The 19,483-nt window shown below is 61.0% G+C and carries 14 protein-coding genes and 1 tRNA gene; 6 read left to right on the forward strand and 9 right to left on the reverse strand.

The window, feature by feature from the left end:
* Nucleotides 1–7: 7 nt before the first annotated feature.
* The 9 genes from QY917_RS11115 to QY917_RS11155 all read right to left on the reverse strand — a co-directional run bounded on the left by QY917_RS11115 (nt 8) and on the right by QY917_RS11155 (nt 14,053).
* Complete coding sequence (locus QY917_RS11115; protein WP_148061006.1) at nt 8–1,072, reverse strand: hypothetical protein; 1,065 nt, start codon at nt 1,070–1,072, stop codon at nt 8–10.
* Entirely contained in the window at nt 1,072–2,931 is a 1,860-nt protein-coding gene (locus QY917_RS11120; protein WP_123676162.1) for a restriction system-associated AAA family ATPase, read from the reverse strand. The genes QY917_RS11115 and QY917_RS11120 overlap by 1 nt, the downstream gene beginning before the upstream one ends.
* Entirely contained in the window at nt 2,928–4,535 is a 1,608-nt protein-coding gene (locus QY917_RS11125) for a restriction endonuclease subunit S (RefSeq protein ID WP_302076868.1), read from the reverse strand. The genes QY917_RS11120 and QY917_RS11125 overlap by 4 nt, the downstream gene beginning before the upstream one ends.
* Before the next feature lie 5 nt (nt 4,536–4,540).
* Nucleotides 4,541–6,205: a class I SAM-dependent DNA methyltransferase gene (locus QY917_RS11130; RefSeq protein ID WP_123676160.1), complete on the reverse strand. Its 1,665-nt coding sequence runs from the start codon at nt 6,203–6,205 to the stop codon at nt 4,541–4,543.
* Nucleotides 6,206–6,220: 15 nt separating this feature from the next.
* A complete protein-coding gene (locus tag QY917_RS11135) occupies nt 6,221–9,109 on the reverse strand; it encodes a DEAD/DEAH box helicase family protein (protein WP_302076870.1) in 2,889 nt (962 codons plus the stop codon).
* Nucleotides 9,110–9,145: 36 nt separating this feature from the next.
* Nucleotides 9,146–10,207, reverse strand: coding sequence for a Fic family protein (locus tag QY917_RS11140; RefSeq protein ID WP_123676158.1), 1,062 nt, complete (start codon nt 10,205–10,207; stop codon nt 9,146–9,148).
* Nucleotides 10,208–10,555: 348 nt separating this feature from the next.
* Nucleotides 10,556–11,767: a site-specific integrase gene (locus QY917_RS11145; protein WP_123676157.1), complete on the reverse strand. Its 1,212-nt coding sequence runs from the start codon at nt 11,765–11,767 to the stop codon at nt 10,556–10,558.
* 196 nt (nt 11,768–11,963) lie between these two features.
* Nucleotides 11,964–13,058, reverse strand: a complete 1,095-nt coding sequence (gene ychF, locus QY917_RS11150) for a redox-regulated ATPase YchF (RefSeq protein ID WP_011806713.1) — start codon at nt 13,056–13,058, stop codon at nt 11,964–11,966.
* Between the two features lie 125 nt (nt 13,059–13,183).
* Complete coding sequence (locus tag QY917_RS11155; protein ID WP_011806714.1) at nt 13,184–14,053, reverse strand: MOSC domain-containing protein; 870 nt, start codon at nt 14,051–14,053, stop codon at nt 13,184–13,186.
* Nucleotides 14,054–14,154: 101 nt separating this feature from the next.
* On the opposite strand from QY917_RS11155, the gene QY917_RS11160 reads away from it, so the two are divergent.
* The 6 genes from QY917_RS11160 to QY917_RS11185 all read left to right on the forward strand — a co-directional run bounded on the left by QY917_RS11160 (nt 14,155) and on the right by QY917_RS11185 (nt 19,480).
* Nucleotides 14,155–15,294, forward strand: a complete 1,140-nt coding sequence (locus QY917_RS11160) for an FAD-dependent monooxygenase (protein WP_123676156.1) — start codon at nt 14,155–14,157, stop codon at nt 15,292–15,294.
* Nucleotides 15,295–15,336: 42 nt separating this feature from the next.
* Nucleotides 15,337–16,047: a DsbC family protein gene (locus QY917_RS11165; RefSeq protein WP_011806716.1), complete on the forward strand. Its 711-nt coding sequence runs from the start codon at nt 15,337–15,339 to the stop codon at nt 16,045–16,047.
* Nucleotides 16,048–16,213: 166 nt separating this feature from the next.
* On the forward strand, nt 16,214–17,995 hold the full coding sequence (locus QY917_RS11170; protein ID WP_123676155.1) for a M61 family metallopeptidase: 1,782 nt from the start codon (nt 16,214–16,216) through the stop codon (nt 17,993–17,995).
* A gap of 50 nt (nt 17,996–18,045) precedes the next feature.
* The gene (locus QY917_RS11175; RefSeq protein ID WP_015914224.1) at nt 18,046–18,825 is read left to right on the forward strand and encodes an enoyl-CoA hydratase; all 780 of its coding nucleotides are present in this window, start codon (nt 18,046–18,048) and stop codon (nt 18,823–18,825) included.
* 26 nt (nt 18,826–18,851) lie between these two features.
* Nucleotides 18,852–18,928, forward strand: a tRNA-Met gene (locus QY917_RS11180).
* Between the two features lie 102 nt (nt 18,929–19,030).
* The gene (locus tag QY917_RS11185) at nt 19,031–19,480 is read left to right on the forward strand and encodes a hypothetical protein (RefSeq protein WP_162844551.1); all 450 of its coding nucleotides are present in this window, start codon (nt 19,031–19,033) and stop codon (nt 19,478–19,480) included.
* Nucleotides 19,481–19,483: the final 3 nt, after the last annotated feature.

Genomic DNA, 19,483 nt, shown 5'->3' on the forward strand with positions numbered 1-19,483 from the left:
TAAGCCATCAAATCATACCGACCTGTCGGCAGGTGTCGAAAAAGGCACGTTTAAGAAAATTGCTCTCATGCCAAGGAAAGCGCTCACATTGCTCCAGCTCTTTATTTAAAGCATCATGAGATAACTGCTGGTAATTTTTATCTTCATCCAGCACACGCTGCAACCAGTATTTCGCGCCGGAAGAAGAAAGGCATTTGGCCGTATAACGCTCGCGTATTTTGTAAAGCTGATCCCAGGTTTCGATTTCCTCATCATACCCTGCACAGCTTAGAGAAATGCGAATATCCTGCTCTTTTTCAGGGATCTGGGCAGCTGATTGAAAATGCACGAACACTTGGATTTTATAGCTGTCAGCGGCATATGGATAAAAGGCTTTTCTCTTGATCCCAGCTTCATCTTGCAGGGGATCTTTTGCACCTTTGTTTTGCGAGTTGCATTTATAGCACGCAGGCGCCAAATTTCTTAAATTCACAGAATTGAATGGATATTTACTAGCAGGCAAATAATGATCATAAGCCTCCCGAGTCGGATCATATTCGGAATCCATCGGCAAAAGGCCACAAAACGGGCAACAAGGCATGTCGTTCAGAGAGGAAAATTCCTTGTAGTGCTCTTTCAAGCCGGCACCAATGTGTTCCTTGACTATTGCCAGCTCAAAGAAGCCGCAGCTGTAGAGCTTGCTGAAAAAGGCTTCTATCGTTTTCATCAGTGCATTCTGAGTGCCTGCGATGTAGCGGCCGGGTTCCTTTTTTCCCTCGCAAAGCGCCTGGATATCATTGTTGTCCCTGAACATTTTTCGATAAGACTGGATGTCCTCGGGACCAAGCTGTTTGAAATCTTGGAATATTTGGTTGACGTAGCGATAAAAGAACGCTCCTGCTCCCTTCTCTGAGCCAGCCAAATCCGCCCGATGTAATTCATCCATGATGGCATATAGCGGTGGCAACCCCTTGAACAGTTCGAGGCTGTATTCCTCATTTGGCGCACGGCACCAGACCTTGGCAAAGATATAAGCGACAAAACCGTGCATGGCCCGCATCGGGTGACGAGGCCGTTTATAGGGAAATAACATCAGCCCGGCTCCTTGTCGGCTCCTGGCGTCTGTAGCAAGGCATGCACGGCTAACGTGCGTTCCACAGAGTCGCCCATGGTATCCATGATCTTGCGAGCAAGGCCATGGGGGTCGGCTTTCGATATAGGGTCAGCCAGTAATTGCTCCAGCACTTGTTGAGCCCCGCCTCCAATAGTTTCGCGCTTACCGAACGTTTCATGTGTGATTTTGTTGATCGAAGCGCCCAGCGTGTTGTACGGTGGGTGGCTGACGCTGACCTTGCCGCTGGCTTTGTCCTTAGCAAACACCAGCACCTTGTCCGGCTTGCTGTCGGAAATCAGGAAAGGGGCGTGGGTGGTGATCAGCATCTCCTGCGCGCATTCACCATGACCCGGCAGGCATTGGCGCAAGCGGCTGATGAAGTTGGCGCGCCAGTCAGGGTTGAAGTGCGTCTCGGGCTCGTCGAGCAGGAACAGGCTGTTGGTCTCTCGAAACAGCAGGCACAGGCCGAGGCTGTGCAGCAACTGATGCTCGCCGTCCGACAATTCTTTGAGCATCATCGGCTCGGCCACACCCTGCTTGGTGAAGCGCATGAACTTGAAGCGCATGATGCGCTGGTCAGATGCCAGGGTTGGCACCGTCTCGCTGACGTAGTGGCTGGTCGAGGTATAGAGATCGGCCTTCAGAACATCGCTGACGGCATACAGGTTGAGCGTCAACAGCACCTGAAACGCCTGGAATAGCGCCAGCGCCGAACCATCGAAGTTCTCGCGGAATGCCTGCCGGGTCGCCTCATTGACCCAGTAGTCGAGCACCAGCGTATCGGTGACGTCGTCGACGTAATTGAGCGTGGCACAACGCTTGAGGGCGCTCACCACCAGCGAGGACTTCTCGTCACCCTCCAGCAACTGCAGCAAGTTCAGGCGATAGCGCGTACTTCCCAGCTCATCAGTTTCCGAGAGCGCGGGATTGCCTTTGATGATCTCGCTGCGAACCCAATCATCAACTGATTGGCTAATCTCAGACTCTGAAAGTCCGCGTGTTCGAGCTTCCGCCTGTATTCGATTTCGTCGTTCGCGCTTCTGATCTTCATCAGCAAGGTCGAAGGCTTCCAGTTGTATTGCGTCGATAGGAATTCGGCGGCGCAGGATGATGCGGAATTCCCGCAAGGCCTCGATGCCCACATCCTCGCGGAAGGGCTGGAGTGTGCTCTCGTCCTGAAACAACAGGTTGCACAGCAGGATGGCCTGGCTGAATCCGCTGTCCAGATAGGCCAGCCGCGTCTCGGGGTGGCCGGGGTAGCTCAGTTGGCAGGTCAGTGCATTCCAGTACTCGTCGAACTGCACGAAACGCATCTTGAAGAAGGGCAGACTGAGGATCTCGTTCTCGCCCGAGGAATAACTCAGCACGTACTGCGGCAGCAGGATGTCGGCGTGTCCGCCCTTGAACGCCTCATACACATCGGTGCTGAAGTCGCCCTGGTTGTCCCAAAGAAATCGCACCGATTCGCCGGCCTTCTTCCACACACCCACTTTCGCCCACGGCGGGCTTTCGGGGCCGCGGTACTCGGCGGGCACGCGGATCAGGTAATCCAGCTCAAAGGCAACAGGTGAAAAATCCAGCGCCTCGTCTTGCAAAGCTTCAGGTAGAAAGCTGCGGCGTACGCGCAGCACTTCCAGCTGATAGAAGATCGCCGCCAGAGCTTCGAGCAAGTTGGACTTGCCGCTGCCATTAGGCCCGGCACAGACGAAGGGGGCAAAGTGGTCTGCTTGCGCCAGTTCATCCTGCAAGCTCCATTCAGTGCGAAAGTAGTGCTCAAACCCACAGGGCAGGCTGCGAAAGCCCTCCGGGTCGGTGATCTTCAGGCGCAGTAGTTTCATGCCTGACTTTGCTCAATAGCGGCCTTGAGTTCAATGCAATTGCCCGCATCATCAAACACCTGAGTCAACGTGCCGGCGGCCAGCGCCTCGAACACCCATGCCCTGATGTGTTCGTAGTCGCTAGCACCTAGCACGAAGTCGTTGTCCAGGTGCAGTTCCGCCAGCCGGGTTTGTGCCACTACCATGAAGTGCTGTGCCGAGAATGCTGTGCCAGCAAGTTGTTCGCGATAGGCGTCCAGCCATTCTGCGATCAATGCCGTGCGGGCCTCGGCATTTTCCAACGCTTCCAGTAGCTTGCCGGTATCAGGCAAATGAATGGCAGGCGCGGTTTGCATAACGGGTTCAGGCACGGTAGCTTGATCTCCTTGGGAAACAGCGCTGACATCTTGAGTGGGCGATTTTGGCATCGGCACCCGCGATAGATCCAGCTCGCCTTGGAAAGCCTTCTGACTCAGTGCGCTATAGAGGGCCTCAAGGTCAGAGAGGCTTTGCTGGTAGCGAGTTTTTAGGGCTTCGACTTTTTCGACGACGACGGCGAATTGGTTTTGGAGATCGATGGGTGGCTGCGATACGAGTAAACCAGCAACATCCTGTTGATTGACGCTAGCCTGATTCACCGCCTTCTTCGCTTTGCTGTTGATCTGAGATTTTAAATATGGAGTCCGCCAAAAATACATCAAAAAAACAGGAAGCATTACTTCATGATTTAGACGAAAGCGCATCATGTTCGACTCATAAACCACGGGCTCCGAAATAGCTGGAACCACGCCAATCTTTCCCAGATATTCGATGCTATTGACTCGATTTACTAGGACGTCGAATGGCCGAATCTCGAATTTCAAAAATTCTGAATCTGTAATTTCAACTCGTTTTAGCCCTTCTATATTCTGAACAATTCCATCATAGAAGGAGTCAATCCGGATGATTTTCGTCCCAGACCCATAGGACGATTGAGGCTTGTACAGGCCGTTATTCGGCTGCTCACTCATATAGGTGACCAATGGACTTATTGGCCACCCCTTCTCATTCCGCACTGGGTCACCAAATATCTCCAGAAACACGCTCTTGAGCAGATCGTCGAGTTGTTGCAGGTGTTGTTTGCGTTTGGCGATCAGTCCTTCCACCTTGCCGAGCAAATGGGCAATGCGAATTTGGTCGTCAGAACTATCAGGAACGGGGATCTTGAAATCCTCGATATCTCCAAGACCAATGGCTGGATAAGCATGATCTTTGATCAGCGATGAGGGCGGAAAGTGCTTCAAGGCAAAGCGAAGATAGCCTACGTGAGTCCCCTTCTTGGGGATCAGCGTCGCCAAATGGCTAACGACATGGGCGGGGTTTTGAAGGACGTAGACGCGATCTTTGGTGGCGGACATGCCACTCTTTGCAAAAAGAACAGTTCCTCTTGGATAGGTCTTCAGCTTCCGTTGCTTGGCTGTTTCTTCGCTGACAAGTTCAAGGCCGGACTCGGGTTCACCTGACAGCAGTCTATCCAGGCTACCTGCTCGGACAAATGGTGTACCGTAGTCGGAAAATTCGTCACTCTTTGGCGCCGCTTGCCCTGCTGACACAATTGCCAGTTGGCTCAATGGAGTTGGTTTCATTGGGATCATTCCACCATCCCCTTCAGCTCCAATAGTTCACGGACGATTCCGCTCTGCACCTTGGCCAGTTCCGCTTCATCCGCATCACCTACTTCCGCCTTAAGCAGCCGATCCAGAATCACACTTGGCGCGTCGTACTGCACGTCCTCGAACACATCCTGTTTGTAGCGCGACAGTGATAGGTCATAGTTGTTTTTTTCATCAGCGATCTCGGTGCGTGGCACCATGAAGCACTTGACAGTGCGGTCCGTATCGGTCGCCGCATCACGGGTGTGGTATTCGGCAATGATGTTTTGCAGGTCACCAAAACCTGCCTGTTTGGTGCGCTTGTCATCCAACGAGTAGCCATCGGCGGCCATCTCGTAAAACCAGACATGCTCGGTGGCGGGCTTGGTAACCTTGTCCTTCACCCCCCAGACCTTGGTGAACAGCAGAATGGCGGTGCTGACCCCAGCATAGGGTTTGAACACCCCGCTGGGCAGGGTGATGACAGCCTTGAGGTCGCAGCGCTCCACCAGCAACTGACGCAGCGTCCTAAATGCCCCGCCAGAGCCGAACAGCACGCCCTGCGGCACGATCACGCATGCAGTGCCGCCCTTCTTGAGCAGGCGATAGATGTTCTCAACAAACAGTAGCTCGGTCTTGGTGGTGGCCAGTTGCAGATTGTCGTTGATATCACCCTTATCGATGCTACCGGTAAAAGGCGGGTTGGCCAGCACGATGTCGTATTCGGCCTCCTCGGTGTAGCTCTTGCTAAGGGTGTCCTTGTAGTCGATGTGCGGCTCGTCGATGCCGTGCATCATCAGATTCATCAGGCCCAAGCGCACCATGGTGGCGTCGATGTCGTAGCCGTACAGGCTTTCTTGCAGGACGAATTGACGCTTTTCATCGAATGTTGCAGCAACTGAGGTGCGGATAAAACCGTCTTCATCGGGCTTGAGGTTCTTGGCACCGGCGTTAATAGCCAACTGTGTGACGATGTACTGATAGGCACCCAGCAGAAAGCCACCAGTACCGCACGCCGGGTCGGCAATCTTGTGACCCAGTTGGGGCTGCACCAGTTCGGCCATCAGCTTGACGATGTGGCGCGGGGTACGGAACTGGCCATTCTTGCCAGCGGTAGCGATTTCGGCCAGCAGCATTTCATAGACATCTCCCTGGATGTCTTGAAAGGCCTGGCCATTTTCCCGTGAGTCCTTCTCCATCACCTCAAAGATTTCGTCGATGGTCTTCACCGCCTCCACCAGCAGGGCTGGCTTGGGAATGATGAACACTGCGTTTTTCATATGGTGGGTGAAATTGGATTCGGCACCGTTCAGGTCTTTCAGGAAAGGGAACACCTTGCCCTGCACATGCTGCAACATCTCTTCGGCCTGCATGCGCTTGAACTCACTCCAGCGCAACGTGCGTTTGTCGATGGGGCGCTGTTCCGCCACAGGCCAGTTGCGCTCCTCGGGTGGAATCCAGGTGCCTTCAAACTTGGAGGTGTATTTCTCGCCGGTCCACTCGGCATCGGCCTGTCTCTTCTGATCCAGTTCGTCCAGCCGCTTCATGAACAGTAGATAGGTGATCTGCTCGATGGCAGTGAGCGGGTTGCTAATGCCGCCGCTCCAGAACTTGTTCCAGAGTTGGTCGATCTTGCTTTTGAGTTCGGGGTTGTTCTGTAGCATGGGATGCCCTGTTCTTTAAGCTGCCAACCGTTCGGTCAGCAGCAGGATTTCGTTGATTTCTGCCGGGCTGAACACGCCACGGATGCCTTGCGGGTGGATGACCGTGAAGGGGGCATTGATCAGGTCTCTTCTCTCTACCTTTTCGCGCTCGACGATGAAGTTCTTCAACAGATTGAGGAACTCCATCTGCCGGCTGCTGAGCGTGGTGTGGGCGCGGATGAATTGGTCAAAGGCGGCGCTGACCTCGTCTGGGAAGCTCCTGAGCACCTCAATACCCAGGATGTGGCGGATGAACTGGATGAAGCGCGCCTTGCGGTTTTTGTAAACCTGGCGCAGCAGGTCTTCAGTGATGTGCGGATGTTCTTCGTGCAGTAGTTCGGCCAGCTCTTTGGCCTCTTCACTGCTCACTACCTCGCCGTTCTTGATCTTCTGCAGCACCGGGTTGTGCGCGGTGAGTTCGGCGATCAGGTTTTCCACCATTTCGCGGTAGCGGGTGATACTGACCGCCTCGTGCTGTGGACCGAACTCCACCCATTCCTTCTTGTGCAGCTCATCGGCCAGATCGAGGTGGGTTTGCTCCTGGCCGCTGGATTGCTCGCGGAATTTCATGAGCGGGCCGAGCTTGGCGACCAGTTCGTCGAAGGCGTCTTCATCCGCCTTGGCCCAGTAGTGGCTGGTTTGCGCAGCGCGGATCAGGTCCTCTTCCTGCTTGACGAAGCCGACCGAGAGTGGCAATTCGCCGATCTGCTCGACGATGCCTTCCTTGAGGGTGTCGGCCTGTTCCTTTTCGCCGCTCAAAACGGCCAGCGAGTACTCCAGCAGGTCGCGCTCGAAGCGCATGGCTTTGAAGTCGGCCTCGGACACGGTGCGGAACAGCGGCTTGATTTCAGCACGGAGGAACTCCAGCCGGTCGTGGCTGAGGCTGATCCAGAAGTTGTCATCGTCCAGCCGCGTCAGCGCGGCGGCGGCTTCCTTGATCACCACCGACTCTTTGGGTAGCGCGGCAATCTGCAGGCGGAGCTTGGCGACTTCACGCGTGGCGATGTCGGCATGGCCGCTGTCATTGGCCTTTTCGATCTTGTCGAGGCGCAGGCCCACCAGCCGCACCGGGAGCGGCAACTGCGGTTTAAGCTCCTTGCCCTTGGGGTTGAGCTTGAAGTATTCGAAGTTGTCCCAGCAGTCGAGGATCAGGAACACATCCTTCTCAAGGCACCAAGGCTTGGGCTTGCTGGTTTCCAGCAGGCGTGTGCCGCGCCCGACCATCTGCCAGAACTTGGTGTACGAGTAGACCGGCTTGGCGAACACGAGGTTGACGATTTCGCGCACATCGATGCCGGTGTCGAGCATGTCCACGCTGATAGCGATGCGAGGCATGTCGTTGTTGGTGAATTGATCGAGCAGCCCACCTTTGCCGTAGACGCGCGGGTCGTCTGACACCAGCACCTTGGCCAGCTCACCGTGGTGTTGCGGGTAGAGCTTGTCGAAGATTTCTTCCATGCGCCGGGCATGGGCCTTGGTGGCGCAAAAGAAGATGGTCTTGCCTGGCAGCACGCCGTTGGCGTCCTTGATTGCCTCCTCCATGAATTCGCGGACGATCAGGGTGTTGGTGCCCTTGTTGATCACCTGCTTTTCAAGCTGAGTGCCCTCGAAGTTGATGTCTTCAACTTCCTTGCCTTGGAGGATCAGCTTCTTCTGGTCTTCCAGCGAAATGGTGCGCTTGCTGATGCCCTCCATCTGGAACTTGGTCTGAATCTTCATGACCTGGAAGTTGCAGAGGTAGGGCGGCACGTTGTTCACGGCCTCTTCATAGGTGTAGGCAAACGTGGGAATGCCATCTTCGCAATGAAAAAGCTGGAAGGTGTTGTGGTCGATGATGTCGGTCGGCGTGGCCGTGAGGCCCAGCGTGATGGTCTTGAAGTAGTCCAGCACTTCGCCAAAGGTGTTGTAGATGGAGCGATGGCTTTCATCGACGACGATGAAATCGAAGAAGTGCGGCGACAAGTGCTGTGCCTCGTCCCGGATGATGTTGAGCATCGTCGGGTAGGTGGCGACATACACACGGCGATCCGTCGCGATCAGCTTTTCACCCACATTGGGCCAACGCGGCTCGTTGGGCATGTGCTCCTTGAAGGCGGCCAGTGCCTGTTCACGCAACGCGATACGGTCCACGAGGAACAGCACCTTTTCTGCATGGCCAGCCCGCATCAAGGCATCGACCATGGCGATGCAGGTGCGGGTCTTGCCGGTGCCGGTGGCCATCACCAGCAGGAAATCGCGCTTCTTCTGTTCGATGCCTTCGAGCACCGAGCGTATCGCGCGAATCTGGTAATCACGTCCGGCAATCGAAGTGTTGATGAATTCCTGCGTCAGCGGCTTGCGATTGCGACGGATGTAGGCGAAGCGTTCGAGGTCGTCGCGGGTGGGAAAGCCAACCACCTTGCGCGGCGGCGCGTTCTCCAGATCCCAGAAATAGAGCTCGTGGCCGTTGGTGTAGAAGCAAAATGGCAGCTCACCACCCAGCTGGTTCTGGATGTTGTAGCAGTATTGCTTGGCCTGCTCGCGGCCAATGGCGGCATCGCGGCTGGTCTTCTTGGCCTCGATCACTGCCAGGGGTTTGCGGTCTTTTCCGAGCAGGACGTAGTCGCTGAACTGGTGGCCCTCGTAGGGCGTGCGCGGCTCGGCCACGCCCACTCGCAAGGCGGTGAGGATGTCGAATTCCTCGACAACCTGGGTGGGGTCTTTGACGTTCCAGCCTGATAACGCGAGTTGCTGGTCAATCAAGTCGGCTCGTGTCTGTGCCTCGGATTTAGACATGCCTAGCATCCCTGGCGATGCGGAAGTGTTGGCTACCTGCGGCCATTTCCTCGGTCTGGAACGCGGGCACGTTGCCGCAAGTGTGATCATCGCGGATGTCGAGGCTGAAAATACTTTTTCTAGTCTTCATTTCTCACCGCCTTGATTGATGCGAAGCCACTTTGCTCCACGCCCCTTGCCGGTCGATTCGATCAGTCCCTCTGACTTCATCGCCCGCAATACCAGCCGAACCATGTCCCGACTCACGCCCGGGCAGGCTTCTTCAATCTCGGAAATCGAGAACGGCAAGGTGCGCCCCAGAACTTCCGTCCGCACCCGGTCGCCTTTACTGCCACGGCCACGCTCGATGGTGCCAACACGCTCCTCGAACTCGCGGTAGGCCCTTAGCAAGGCGCCCCAGAAGTAGTCGAGCCAGGGTTTGACGTCGTGCTGCCCCTGGTGCCAGCCCTGCGAGCTGGCTTCCAGCGTCTCGTAATAGCCTTCCTTGGTGTCCTCGAAGATGCGTTCCAGGCTGATGTAGCGGCCCACGGCATAGTCGAAGTGATAGAGCAGCAGCAAGGTCAACAAGCGGGACATGCGACCGTTGCCGTCCGGGAAGGGGTGAATGCATAGGAAGTCGAGCATCGCCAGCGGCACCAGGACCAGAGGGTCGGCCAGGTGCTGATCCAGCGCGGTGGCGTAGCGCCCGGTCAGATCGCCCATGGCCATGGGCGTAAGGTGCGCAGCGACTGGCTGGAAGCGTAGACGTGACGTGCCGTCCGGGTGACGCTCGATGATGTCGTTATTGGTGGCCTTCCAGCGCCCGCCCGCCTGCGGCATATAGCGGTACAGCAGGGTGTGCAGTTGCAGCACCACTCCCTCACTGAAGGGCATGTGCGCGGCCGATTCGTGGATCGACGCCAAGGCGTCACGGTAGCCGGCGATCTCCTGTTCGGAACGGCTCTTTGGCGTTGCGTTGCGGATGACCAAAGACTTCAGCCGCGAGGGTGCGACGACAATGCCTTCCAGGCGGTTGGATGACTCGGTGGATTCGACTACCGCGATCTGGCGTAGCCCTTTGAGGGCTTCGGGCGACTGCGCGGCGTAGAGTTGCTGCTTGCCCTGGTACTCGCCCAGTGTGCGCAGCGTGGCGGCCTGAGTGCCATCGAAGCGAAGCGCGGCAAGGTACTCGAGTGTGAGCGAGTGCATGGAAATGTAAGCCTGGGCTGTGTAAATGGGGTAATTATAGCTATTAAATGGGGTATTGTCTCTAAAAATACCTCATTACCGGTGTTTGATTACCCCATTTCCTGAGCATTGGACCGGTCGTAAGGGGCCGGCATAGGCGACCAGGAAAGAAATGAGCGACATGAATCTCAAAAAAAAGGTAATTAAATCAAAAATACCCCATTCAATCCATTGTTTACCCCATTTCTAGCGCCCAGCTTTGGGCAAAGGCAAATGGCAAGGGAACGGCACTCAAGGGACAACGGCCCTATCAAGAAAAGGAAAAGGTCGCCCTGTCCATTGGTTCTGCAACACCCAGCCAACTCTTCCCTATGCTGTGCAGCTTCCCTCCGCCGCACTCAGATAGTCCGCCCAGTCCTGCAACAGTGTCCTTCTCTGATCCAGCAGCAGCGCCTTGTTGTACGTCGCCCGCACCTTGTTGCTTTCCACGTGGGCAAGCTGCCGCTCAATCGCATCAGGCCGGTATCCGTTCTCATTGGCCCAGGTGGAAAAGGTCGTCCGCCAGCAATGCGGCGTCGTACCCCGGCCCAGGTTCATGTCGCGCATTGCGTAGGTCAGCCGATTGGGCGTGGTGAAGCCCTTGCCGCTCCGGTGCGGGAACAGATAGCGCCCGCCGCCCGTGATGTGCAGCAAGTCTTTCAGCACCGCTATGGCCTGCGTGGACAACGGACTGACATGGTCACGCCGCGCCTTCATCTTCGCCGCAGGCCGACGCCACAACGCATCCTCAAAGTCGAACTCATCCCACTCGGCATCCGCCGCTTCGCCTGGACGGCAGGCGGTCAGCGCAATCAGCCGCAGACACAACGAGGTTTCCGGATAGCCCCGGTAGCCACGCAACTCCTGGTAGAACTTCTGGATTTGCTCTCGCGTCATCGCCGCCTTGCTCTCGCTGAACGGCACGCGCAGCAGCCCGCGCAGACTGGGGATCGGATTGGCCTCGACCAAACCCCGCACCACCGCGAACTCGAAGATCGCCGAAAGATCACCTTTGACATGGATGGCCGCCCACGCGCCATGAGCTTTACATTCCTCCAGCAGCGGGCGAATCTGCTTCACGCCAATGTCGCTCATCGGCATCCCATCGAACTTGGGCGACAGGTACTTCCTGATGCGGGATTCTTTCGTGCGGTAGGAACTCTGTGCAAAGACTGGCTTGATCTCGGCTAGGTACGCCCGCGCCACCTTGGCGAACGAACTTTCCTTTGCGCGCTTGCGTTCCTCCAGCGCTTCCAGGTTGCGCTCCTTGACCTGCCGCCGCTCATGGGCAGGATGGATGCCTTGCTTGACCAAGGCACGTGCCTTCTCACGGGCTGCACGCGCCTCAGCAAGGCTTACTTGAGGAAAGCCGCCAATGGCAAAGAGGTTCTCCTTGCCTTGCAGGCGGTACTTCCACCGCCAGAGCTTGCCGCCGGTGGGCTTGACCAGCAGGAACAAGCCCCCGCCGTCTGAAAGTTTCCAGTCTCGATCAGTCGATTTGGCCGACCTGACCTTGAGGTCGGTGAGTAGGTTTTCGGGCATCGTTGGACTCCACTGCGGGGAGATGTACCCCCACGGTTGAACACGAGTACCCCCAACGCTACCCCCGAATTTTCCGAACCTCGATGAACAATAGGAACGCTCAGTAGACCGTATTGTTTACGCAACCCATTGATTTCAAATGGAGCAACCTGTCCACCAAGCGCTACTGAGCTCCACCGAGATCCAGCGAAATTCGTCAGACGTTGAACAGGAAGTTCATCACGTCGCCGTCCTTGACGACGTATTCCTTGCCTTCGGCGCGCATCTTGCCCGCGTCCTTGGCGCCCTGCTCGCCCTTGTACTGGATGAAATCCTCGAACGCGATGGTCTGCGCGCGGATGAAGCCGCGCTCGAAGTCGCCGTGGATCACGCCGGCCGCCTGCGGCGCGGTATCGCCCACGTGGATGGTCCAGGCGCGCACTTCCTTCACGCCGGCCGTGAAGTAGGTCTGCAGGCCGAGCAGCTTGAAGCCCGCGCGGATCAGGCGGTTCAGGCCCGGCTCCTCCAGCCCCATTTCCTGCAGGAACATGTCGCGGTCCTCGTCGCCCATCTCGGCCATCTCGGCTTCGATCTTGGCGCAGATGGCGACCACGGGCGCGCCCTGGGCCTCGGCATAGGCCTTGAGCTTGTCCAGCAGGGGGTTGTTCTCGAAGCCGTCCTCGGCCACGTTGCCCACGAACATCGCCGGCTTGGCGGTGATCAGGCAGAACTGCTTGAGCAGCGGCGCGTCTTCCTTGGACACGGGCACGGTGCGCGCCGGCTTGCCCTCATCCAGCGCAGCCTGGATGGGCGTGAGCAGTTGCACCAGCTTGGCGGCTTCCTTGTCGTTGCCGCTCTTGGCCGCCTTGCTGTAGCGCTGCAGGGCCTTCTCGACGGTGGCCAGGTCGGCCAGGCACAGCTCGGTCTGGATGACCTCGATGTCGGCAATGGGGTCCACGCGGCCGGCCACGTGGATCACGTTCGGGTCCTCGAAGCAACGCACCACGTTGACGATGGCATCGGTCTCGCGGATGTGCGCCAGGAACTGGTTGCCCAGGCCTTCGCCCTTGGAGGCACCGGCCACCAGGCCCGCGATGTCGACGAACTCGACGATGGCGGGCACGATGCGCTCGGGATTGATGATCTCTGCCAGCTGCTGCAGGCGCGGATCGGGCACCTCCACCACGCCAGTGTTGGGCTCGATGGTGCAAAAAGGGTAGTTCTCGGCGGCAATGCCGGCCTTGGTGAGGGCGTTAAAGAGGGTGGACTTGCCGACGTTGGGCAGGCCCACGATGCCGCATTTCAGGCTCATGGCAGGGCTTTCGTAGGTTCGGGAGACAAACCCGCCATTTTACGGGAGGGGGTATGAAGCGAAGCGCGCGCGCGCCAATGCCCCGCAGGCGCTCCCCTCGCCAGGCGCCCCCCGCAGGGCCACCCTCAGTCGAACCGCAGGTTGGCCGCCACGGGCTGGCCCACGCGCAGCACCGTGCCCGTGCCCTCGCGCACGATGGCATTCATGGCGAAGGTGATCGCGCCGTCCATGCGCGGATCCTGGCGGTAACGGCGCAGGGCCGTGCTGACGGCCGGGGTGCTCTCGGCCGTGGCGGGGTCGATGTTGGGGATGGGGCAGCGTGTGCACGGCTTGACGAGCTGCAGCCGCACCTCGCCTTCGCCCGTGCCGATGAACAGCTCGTCGATGCGGTCTTCGTCGTGCGCCTCGACCCCGGCAATCACCAGGTTGGGCCGAAAGCGCTCCATGCCCACCGCCCCCTCGCCCGCGGCCAGCAGCCGCTCGTTGAGGCCGTCCAGCGACCCCTGGCTCGCCACCAGCAGCGGAAAGCCGTCCGCGAACTGGGTGGGCGCCTCGATGCCGCCGGTCCACCGCAGGCTGGACAGCCGGCGGTGCTCCGGGTCAAACCGCACCAGCCGGCAGCGCAGCCCCAAAAAGTCCGAAAACCACTGCGCGGCCAGGTCGCCCATGTCCCAGGCGGGCACGGTGTCGTCCCACACCTGCACGGTGGCCGGCTGCTCCACCCGGTCCAGCGCCACATGCAGCGCCAGCATGCCGGGTGCGCGCAGCACCAGGTCGTCGCTGCGCAACTGCGGGCGAATCAGCGCCATGCGCGGCAGCGTGCGCTGCGACAGGAACACGCCCTGCGCGTCGACCACCATCCAGGCGCGGTCCAGGTCCAGCCCGGTATCGGTCAGCAAGGCCTGCTGCACCTCGATGCCCGCGCAGGACTTCACGGGATGGATGAACAGCCGGGCCACGGTACCGGTCAAATCATGGTCTGCACGAAAGCTCACGCTGCTGCTCCTGTCGCTGTCGATGGATGAGGGGATTGGCCCGCGATTGTGCCGCCGCCCCACCCGGCGCAGGGGCGTAGCGCGGCTCCTACAATCCCGGGATGGCGCAGACATTTGACGTATGTATCCGCGGCGCGGGCGTGGTGGGCCGCACCTTGGCACTCTTGCTGGCGCGCGACCGCCTGCGCGTGGCGCTGGTGGGCCCGCCGGAGGGCTCCCCCTCCGACGGCGACGTGCGCGCCTACGCGCTCAATGCCGCCTCGCGCGCGCTGCTGGAATCCGTGCGCGGCTGGCCCGACGCGCAGCATGCGACGGCCGTGCTGCAGATGCAGGTGCACGCCGACCAGGACGGCCAGGTGCGCTTTGACGCGGCCCAGCAGGGCCACGACGCGCTGGCCTGGATCGTGGACGTGCCCGCGCTGGAGGCGCGCCTGGCAGATGCCGTGCGCTTTCAGCCGCTGGTGGAGCCGGTCGCCGCGCCCGTGGACGCCGCGCTCACCGTGGTATGCGAAGGCCGCGCCAGCCGCACGCGCGCCGAGTTCGGTGCCGAATTCGACATCACCCCCTACGCCCAGCACGCGATCGCCACGCGGCTGGTGTGCGAGCGGCCCCACGGCCAGGTGGCGCGCCAGTGGTTCCTGCCCGACGGCGGCATCCTCGCCTTCCTGCCGCTGGACGGCGCCCAGGGGCGCACCGTGGCCGTGGTGTGGTCGGTGCCGCAGGAGCAGGCTCCGCACTGGCTGCAGGCCGACGAGGGCAGCTTCACCCAGCGCCTGCGCGAAGCCAGCCGCGATGCGCTGGGCGCTTTGCAGCTCGCGGGCCCGCGCGCCAGCTGGCCGCTGCAGCAGGCCCAGGCGCGCCACTGGTGCGGCGCCCTGCCCGGCCAGTCCGCCCTGGGTGCGCGCCGCAGCTGGGCACTGGCCGGCGACGCCGCACACAACGTGCACCCCCTGGCCGGCCAGGGCCTGAACCTGGGCCTGGGCGACGCGCGCACGCTGGCGCGTGTGCTGCACGAGCGCGCGGCCTGGCGCAGCGTGGGCGATCTGCGCCTGCTGCGCAGCTACGAGCGCGAACGCAAGGCCACGCTGCTGCCGATGGGCATGGCCATGGACGGCCTGCAGCAGCTCTTCACCCGGCGCGAGGGCGCGCTGGCCGCGCTGCGCAACTGGGGCATGAAGGGCTTCGAGCGCAGCGGCCCGCTCAAGGCCTGGGTGGCCCGCCAGGCCATGGGCGCTGACTGACACGACGAGCCCCTTTTTCTGAGTAGAACGGAAACCAACGCAATGAAACTCCTCCCCACCTTGCTGGCCGCCACTGCCCTGTGCCTGGGCCTGAACGCATCGGCACAGGACGCCGCGATCCGCAAGGCGCTGGCCGAGCGCATCCCGCAGCTGCAGCAGATCGACGAAGTGCGCTCCACGCCCATGAAGGGGCTGTACGAGGTGCGCATCGGCACCGACCTGTTCTACACCGACGCCCAGGGCAACTACCTGATCCAGGGCGAGCTGATCGACACCAAGGCGCGGCGCAACCTCACAGAGGACCGCATCAACAAACTGACGGCGGTGGACTTCAAGGCCCTGCCACTGCAGGACGCCTTCACCCTGGTGCGTGGCAACGGCGAGCGCAAGCTGGCGGTGTTCGAGGACCCGAACTGCGGCTACTGCAAGCGCTTCGAGAAGGACATGCAGAACGTGGACAACGTGACGGTGTACCTGTTCCTCTACCCCATCCTCAGCCCCGACTCGGCCGAGAAGTCGCGCAACATCTGGTGCGCCAAGGACCGCGCGGCCGCGTGGGACGACCACATGCTGCGCGACAAGACGCCCGCAGCGGCCAGCTGCGACACGGCAGCGCTGCAGCGCAACCTGGCGTTCGGACGCAAGCACAAGATCACCGGCACGCCCACGCTGATCTTTGCCGACGGCTCGCGCGTGCCCGGCGCCATCGGCGCGCAGGACGTGGAAAAGCGCCTGGCCGCTGCCGGGAAGTAAGGCGCCACTGCCGCCCACCGCGCATCCTTCATCGCATGCGCTGCAAATATGAGAGCTGCTAGCGCTTGCTCACTGAGGACTTTCAATACATTTCATATTGAAACCCTTGTGCGGCAAGCGCGAGCAGCTATTTTTTTGATATCACCCCCTCTCGCTGCCTCCCGCCATGTCTCTTGCCGCCAGCACCGCCGCCGTCCACTACCGCATCGACCCCACGCAGACCCACGCCCACCTGTACCGCGTCACGCTCACCGTGGCGGTACCGGCGGCGCAGCAGGAACTGTCGCTGCCGGTGTGGATTCCGGGCAGCTACCTGGTGCGCGAGTTCTCCAAGAACCTGCAGTCGCTGCAGGCGCAGCAGGGCGGCGCCCCCGTGCCCCTGCAGCAGCTGGACAAGCACCGCTGGCGCGCGCAGTGCACGGCGGGCACGCCGCTGGTGCTGAATTACGAGGTGGCCGCCTACGACACCTCGGTGCGCACCGCCTGGCTGGACGCCACGCGGGGCTTCTTCAACGGCACCAGCCTGTGCCTGCGCGTGCACGGGCAAGAGGACGCGCCGCACACGCTGGAGGTCGCCTGCCCGCCCGCGCTGGCCGGCTGGTCGCTGGCCACGGGGCTGGAGCCGGTGGAGGTCGCCCCGTCCGGCTTCGGGCTGTACCGCGCACGCAACTATGACGAACTGGTCGACTGCCCCGTGGAGATGGGCCCGTTCTGGAGCGCCCAGTTCACCGCCTGCGGCGTGGCGCACCAGCTAGTGGTGGCCGGCGCCGCGCCGTCGTTGGATGGCGAACGCCTGCTGCGCGACGTGCAACGCATCTGCGAGGAGGCCATCCGCTTTTGGCATGGCGCGCAGCAGCCGCCGTTCACGCGTTACGTGTTCCTGCTCAACGTGGTGCACGACGGCTACGGCGGGCTGGAACACGGCAACTCCACCGCCCTCATCTGCGGCCGGCGCGACCTGCCGCGCGTGGGCGACGCCGCCACGCCCGAGGGCTACACCACCCTGCTCGGCCTCATCAGCCATGAGTACTTCCACACCTGGAACGTCAAGCGCCTGCGCCCCGCCGAATTCGCGCGCTACGACTACACGCGCGAGAACTACACCGAGCTGCTGTGGTTTTTCGAAGGCTTCACTAGCTATTACGACGACCTGCTGCTGCGCCGCGCGGGCCTGGTGGACCACGCCACCTACCTGCGTCTGCTGACCAAGAACATCAACCAGATGCTGCAGACGCCGGGCCGCCAGGTGCAGTCGGTGGCGCAGGCCAGCTTCGACGCCTGGGTCAAGTACTACCGCCAGGATGAGAACACGCCCAACAGCACCGTGAGCTACTACACCAAGGGCGCGCTGGTCGGCCTGTGCCTGGACCTCGCGCTGCGCCGCGAAGGCCGCACCACGCTGGACGACGTGATGCGCGCGTTGTGGCAGCGCACCGGCGGCGGCCCCATGGCCGAGACCGACCTGCTGGCCGTTTTGCAGGAGTTGTCGGGGCGCGACTGGTCCGGCGAGATCGGGCAGTGGGCGCACGGCACGGCGGAGCTGCCGCTGGCCGAGCTGCTGGCCGCCCATGGCATCCGGCTGCAGGCGGAGCCCGCGCAGATCGCCCAGCGCCTGGGCCTGCGCGTGAACGAGAACCACGGCGTGCACATCAAGACCGTGCTGCGCGGCGGTGCGGCAGAGGCCGCCGGCTTCATGGCCGGCGACGAATGGCTGGCGCTGGAAACGCCGGGCCAGGCCTGGCGCCTGCACAAGTTGGACGATGTGCCGCTGTACGCCGCCAGCGCCACCCAGATCACGGCCCTGGTGGCGCGCGACCAGCGTCTGATGCGCCTGGCGCTCACTCTGCCAGGCGCCGGCGCGGCCTCTGACACGGTGCGCCTGGACGTGCAAGACGCCGCCGCGGCCCAGCGCTGGCTGGGGCCAGCCCAGCCGGGCCCTCAGGCATGAAGGCTTGGGTATATTCCCGGCATCCCACCCACTACAAACAGGAGATCACCTTGGCCTACGAATGCATCGAAGTCCGCACCGAAGCGGACAAGGTCGGCATCATCACGCTCGCCCGTCCCAAGCAGCTCAACGCGCTCAACGACCAGCTCATGACCGAGCTAGGCGAAGCCCTCAAGGCGTTCGACGCTGACGAGAAGATCGGCTGCATCATCCTGACGGGCAGCGAGAAGGCCTTCGCCGCGGGCGCCGACATCGGCGCCATGGCCAAGTACAGCTTTGCCGATGCCTACAAGGGTGACTACATCACGCGCAACTGGGAGCAGATCCGCAGCATCCGCAAGCCCGTCATCGCGGCCGTGAGCGGCTACGCCCTGGGCGGCGGCTGCGAGCTGGCGATGATGTGCGACTTCATCATCGCGGCGGACAATGCCAAGTTCGGACAGCCCGAAATCAAGCTGGGCGTGATCCCCGGCGCGGGCGGCACGCAGCGCCTGCCGCGCGCCGTGGGCAAGGCCAAGGCCATGGACATGGCCCTCACCGGCCGCATGATGGACGCCACGGAAGCCGAGCGCTCCGGCCTCGTCAGCCGCGTGGTGCCGCTGGACAAGCTGATGGAAGAAGCCCTGGGTGCGGCCCTCGTCATCAGCGGTTTCTCGCAGATCGCCGTGATGGCCGCCAAGGAATCGGTGAACCGCGCCTTCGAAGGGACTTTGAGCGATGGCGTGATGTTCGAGCGCCGCCTGTTCCATGCGCTGTTCGCCACCCAGGACCAGAAGGAAGGCATGGACGCCTTCGTGAACAAGCGCGCCGCAGTCTTCACGCACCAATAAATTTTTGTTCTATAATTCGCGGCTTCGGTGGTATAGCTCAGTTGGTTAGAGCGCAGCATTCATAATGCTGATGTCCCAGGTTCAAGTCCCGGTACCACCACCAGATACAACCCGCAGCGCCCCAGGTGCTGCGGGTTTTTCTTTAGCCGCGTGGCGGGCCGGTGCCTGCCACTAGAATTTTCGTTTCAGCCCCTGGATGTACACCATGAATCGCTGCAACACCCGCACCTTCGCGTCCACCCGCACCCGCGGCGCCTGGCTGGCGACCCTCGCATGCCTGGCACTGCTGGGCGGCGCCGCGTCCACGGCCGCCACGGCCCAGACGGTGGCGGCCACCGGCCTTGCGCGCACCTTCCCCGCCAATGCGCTGCGCGGCACGCTGAACTTCCAAAACCGCACGACGGCCCTGCTCAACGGCAATGCCATCCAGGTGGCGCCGGGCATGCGCCTGTTCAGCCCGCAGAACGCGCTGGTCATGACCCACACCGTGCAGGGCAAGCCCCTGAAGGTGAACTACGTGACCGAGGCCAGCACGGGCATGCTGCTCACCGCCTGGATCCTCACGCCCGCCGAGGCCGCCTTGCCCCGCAAGGGCAGCGACACCGAAACCAACGTGCGTTTCGAGTGGGACACCAAGCCCGCCGCGCTGCGCTGACAC

The sequence above is a fragment of the Diaphorobacter sp. C33 genome, from assembly GCF_030503915.1.
In the GTDB taxonomy this organism is placed as follows: Bacteria; Pseudomonadota; Gammaproteobacteria; order Burkholderiales; family Burkholderiaceae_C; genus Diaphorobacter; species Diaphorobacter nitroreducens.

Excerpts from the sequence above, each read along its gene's own strand:
- QY917_RS11125 (WP_302076868.1), bottom strand. The coding sequence starts at position 4,535 with ATGAAACCAACTCCATTGAGCCAACTGGCAATTGTGTCAGCAGGGCAA.
- QY917_RS11145 (WP_123676157.1), bottom strand. The coding sequence starts at position 11,767 with ATGCCCGAAAACCTACTCACCGACCTCAAGGTCAGGTCGGCCAAATCG.
- QY917_RS11170 (WP_123676155.1), top strand. The coding sequence starts at position 16,214 with ATGTCTCTTGCCGCCAGCACCGCCGCCGTCCACTACCGCATCGACCCC.
- QY917_RS11165 (WP_011806716.1), top strand. The coding sequence starts at position 15,337 with ATGAAACTCCTCCCCACCTTGCTGGCCGCCACTGCCCTGTGCCTGGGC.
- QY917_RS11140 (WP_123676158.1), bottom strand. The coding sequence starts at position 10,207 with ATGCACTCGCTCACACTCGAGTACCTTGCCGCGCTTCGCTTCGATGGC.
- ychF (WP_011806713.1), bottom strand. The coding sequence starts at position 13,058 with ATGAGCCTGAAATGCGGCATCGTGGGCCTGCCCAACGTCGGCAAGTCC.
- QY917_RS11120 (WP_123676162.1), bottom strand. The coding sequence starts at position 2,931 with ATGAAACTACTGCGCCTGAAGATCACCGACCCGGAGGGCTTTCGCAGC.
- QY917_RS11185 (WP_162844551.1), top strand. The coding sequence starts at position 19,031 with ATGAATCGCTGCAACACCCGCACCTTCGCGTCCACCCGCACCCGCGGC.
- QY917_RS11115 (WP_148061006.1), bottom strand. The coding sequence starts at position 1,072 with ATGTTATTTCCCTATAAACGGCCTCGTCACCCGATGCGGGCCATGCAC.
- QY917_RS11160 (WP_123676156.1), top strand. The coding sequence starts at position 14,155 with ATGGCGCAGACATTTGACGTATGTATCCGCGGCGCGGGCGTGGTGGGC.
- QY917_RS11135 (WP_302076870.1), bottom strand. The coding sequence starts at position 9,109 with ATGATCACACTTGCGGCAACGTGCCCGCGTTCCAGACCGAGGAAATGG.
- QY917_RS11130 (WP_123676160.1), bottom strand. The coding sequence starts at position 6,205 with ATGCTACAGAACAACCCCGAACTCAAAAGCAAGATCGACCAACTCTGG.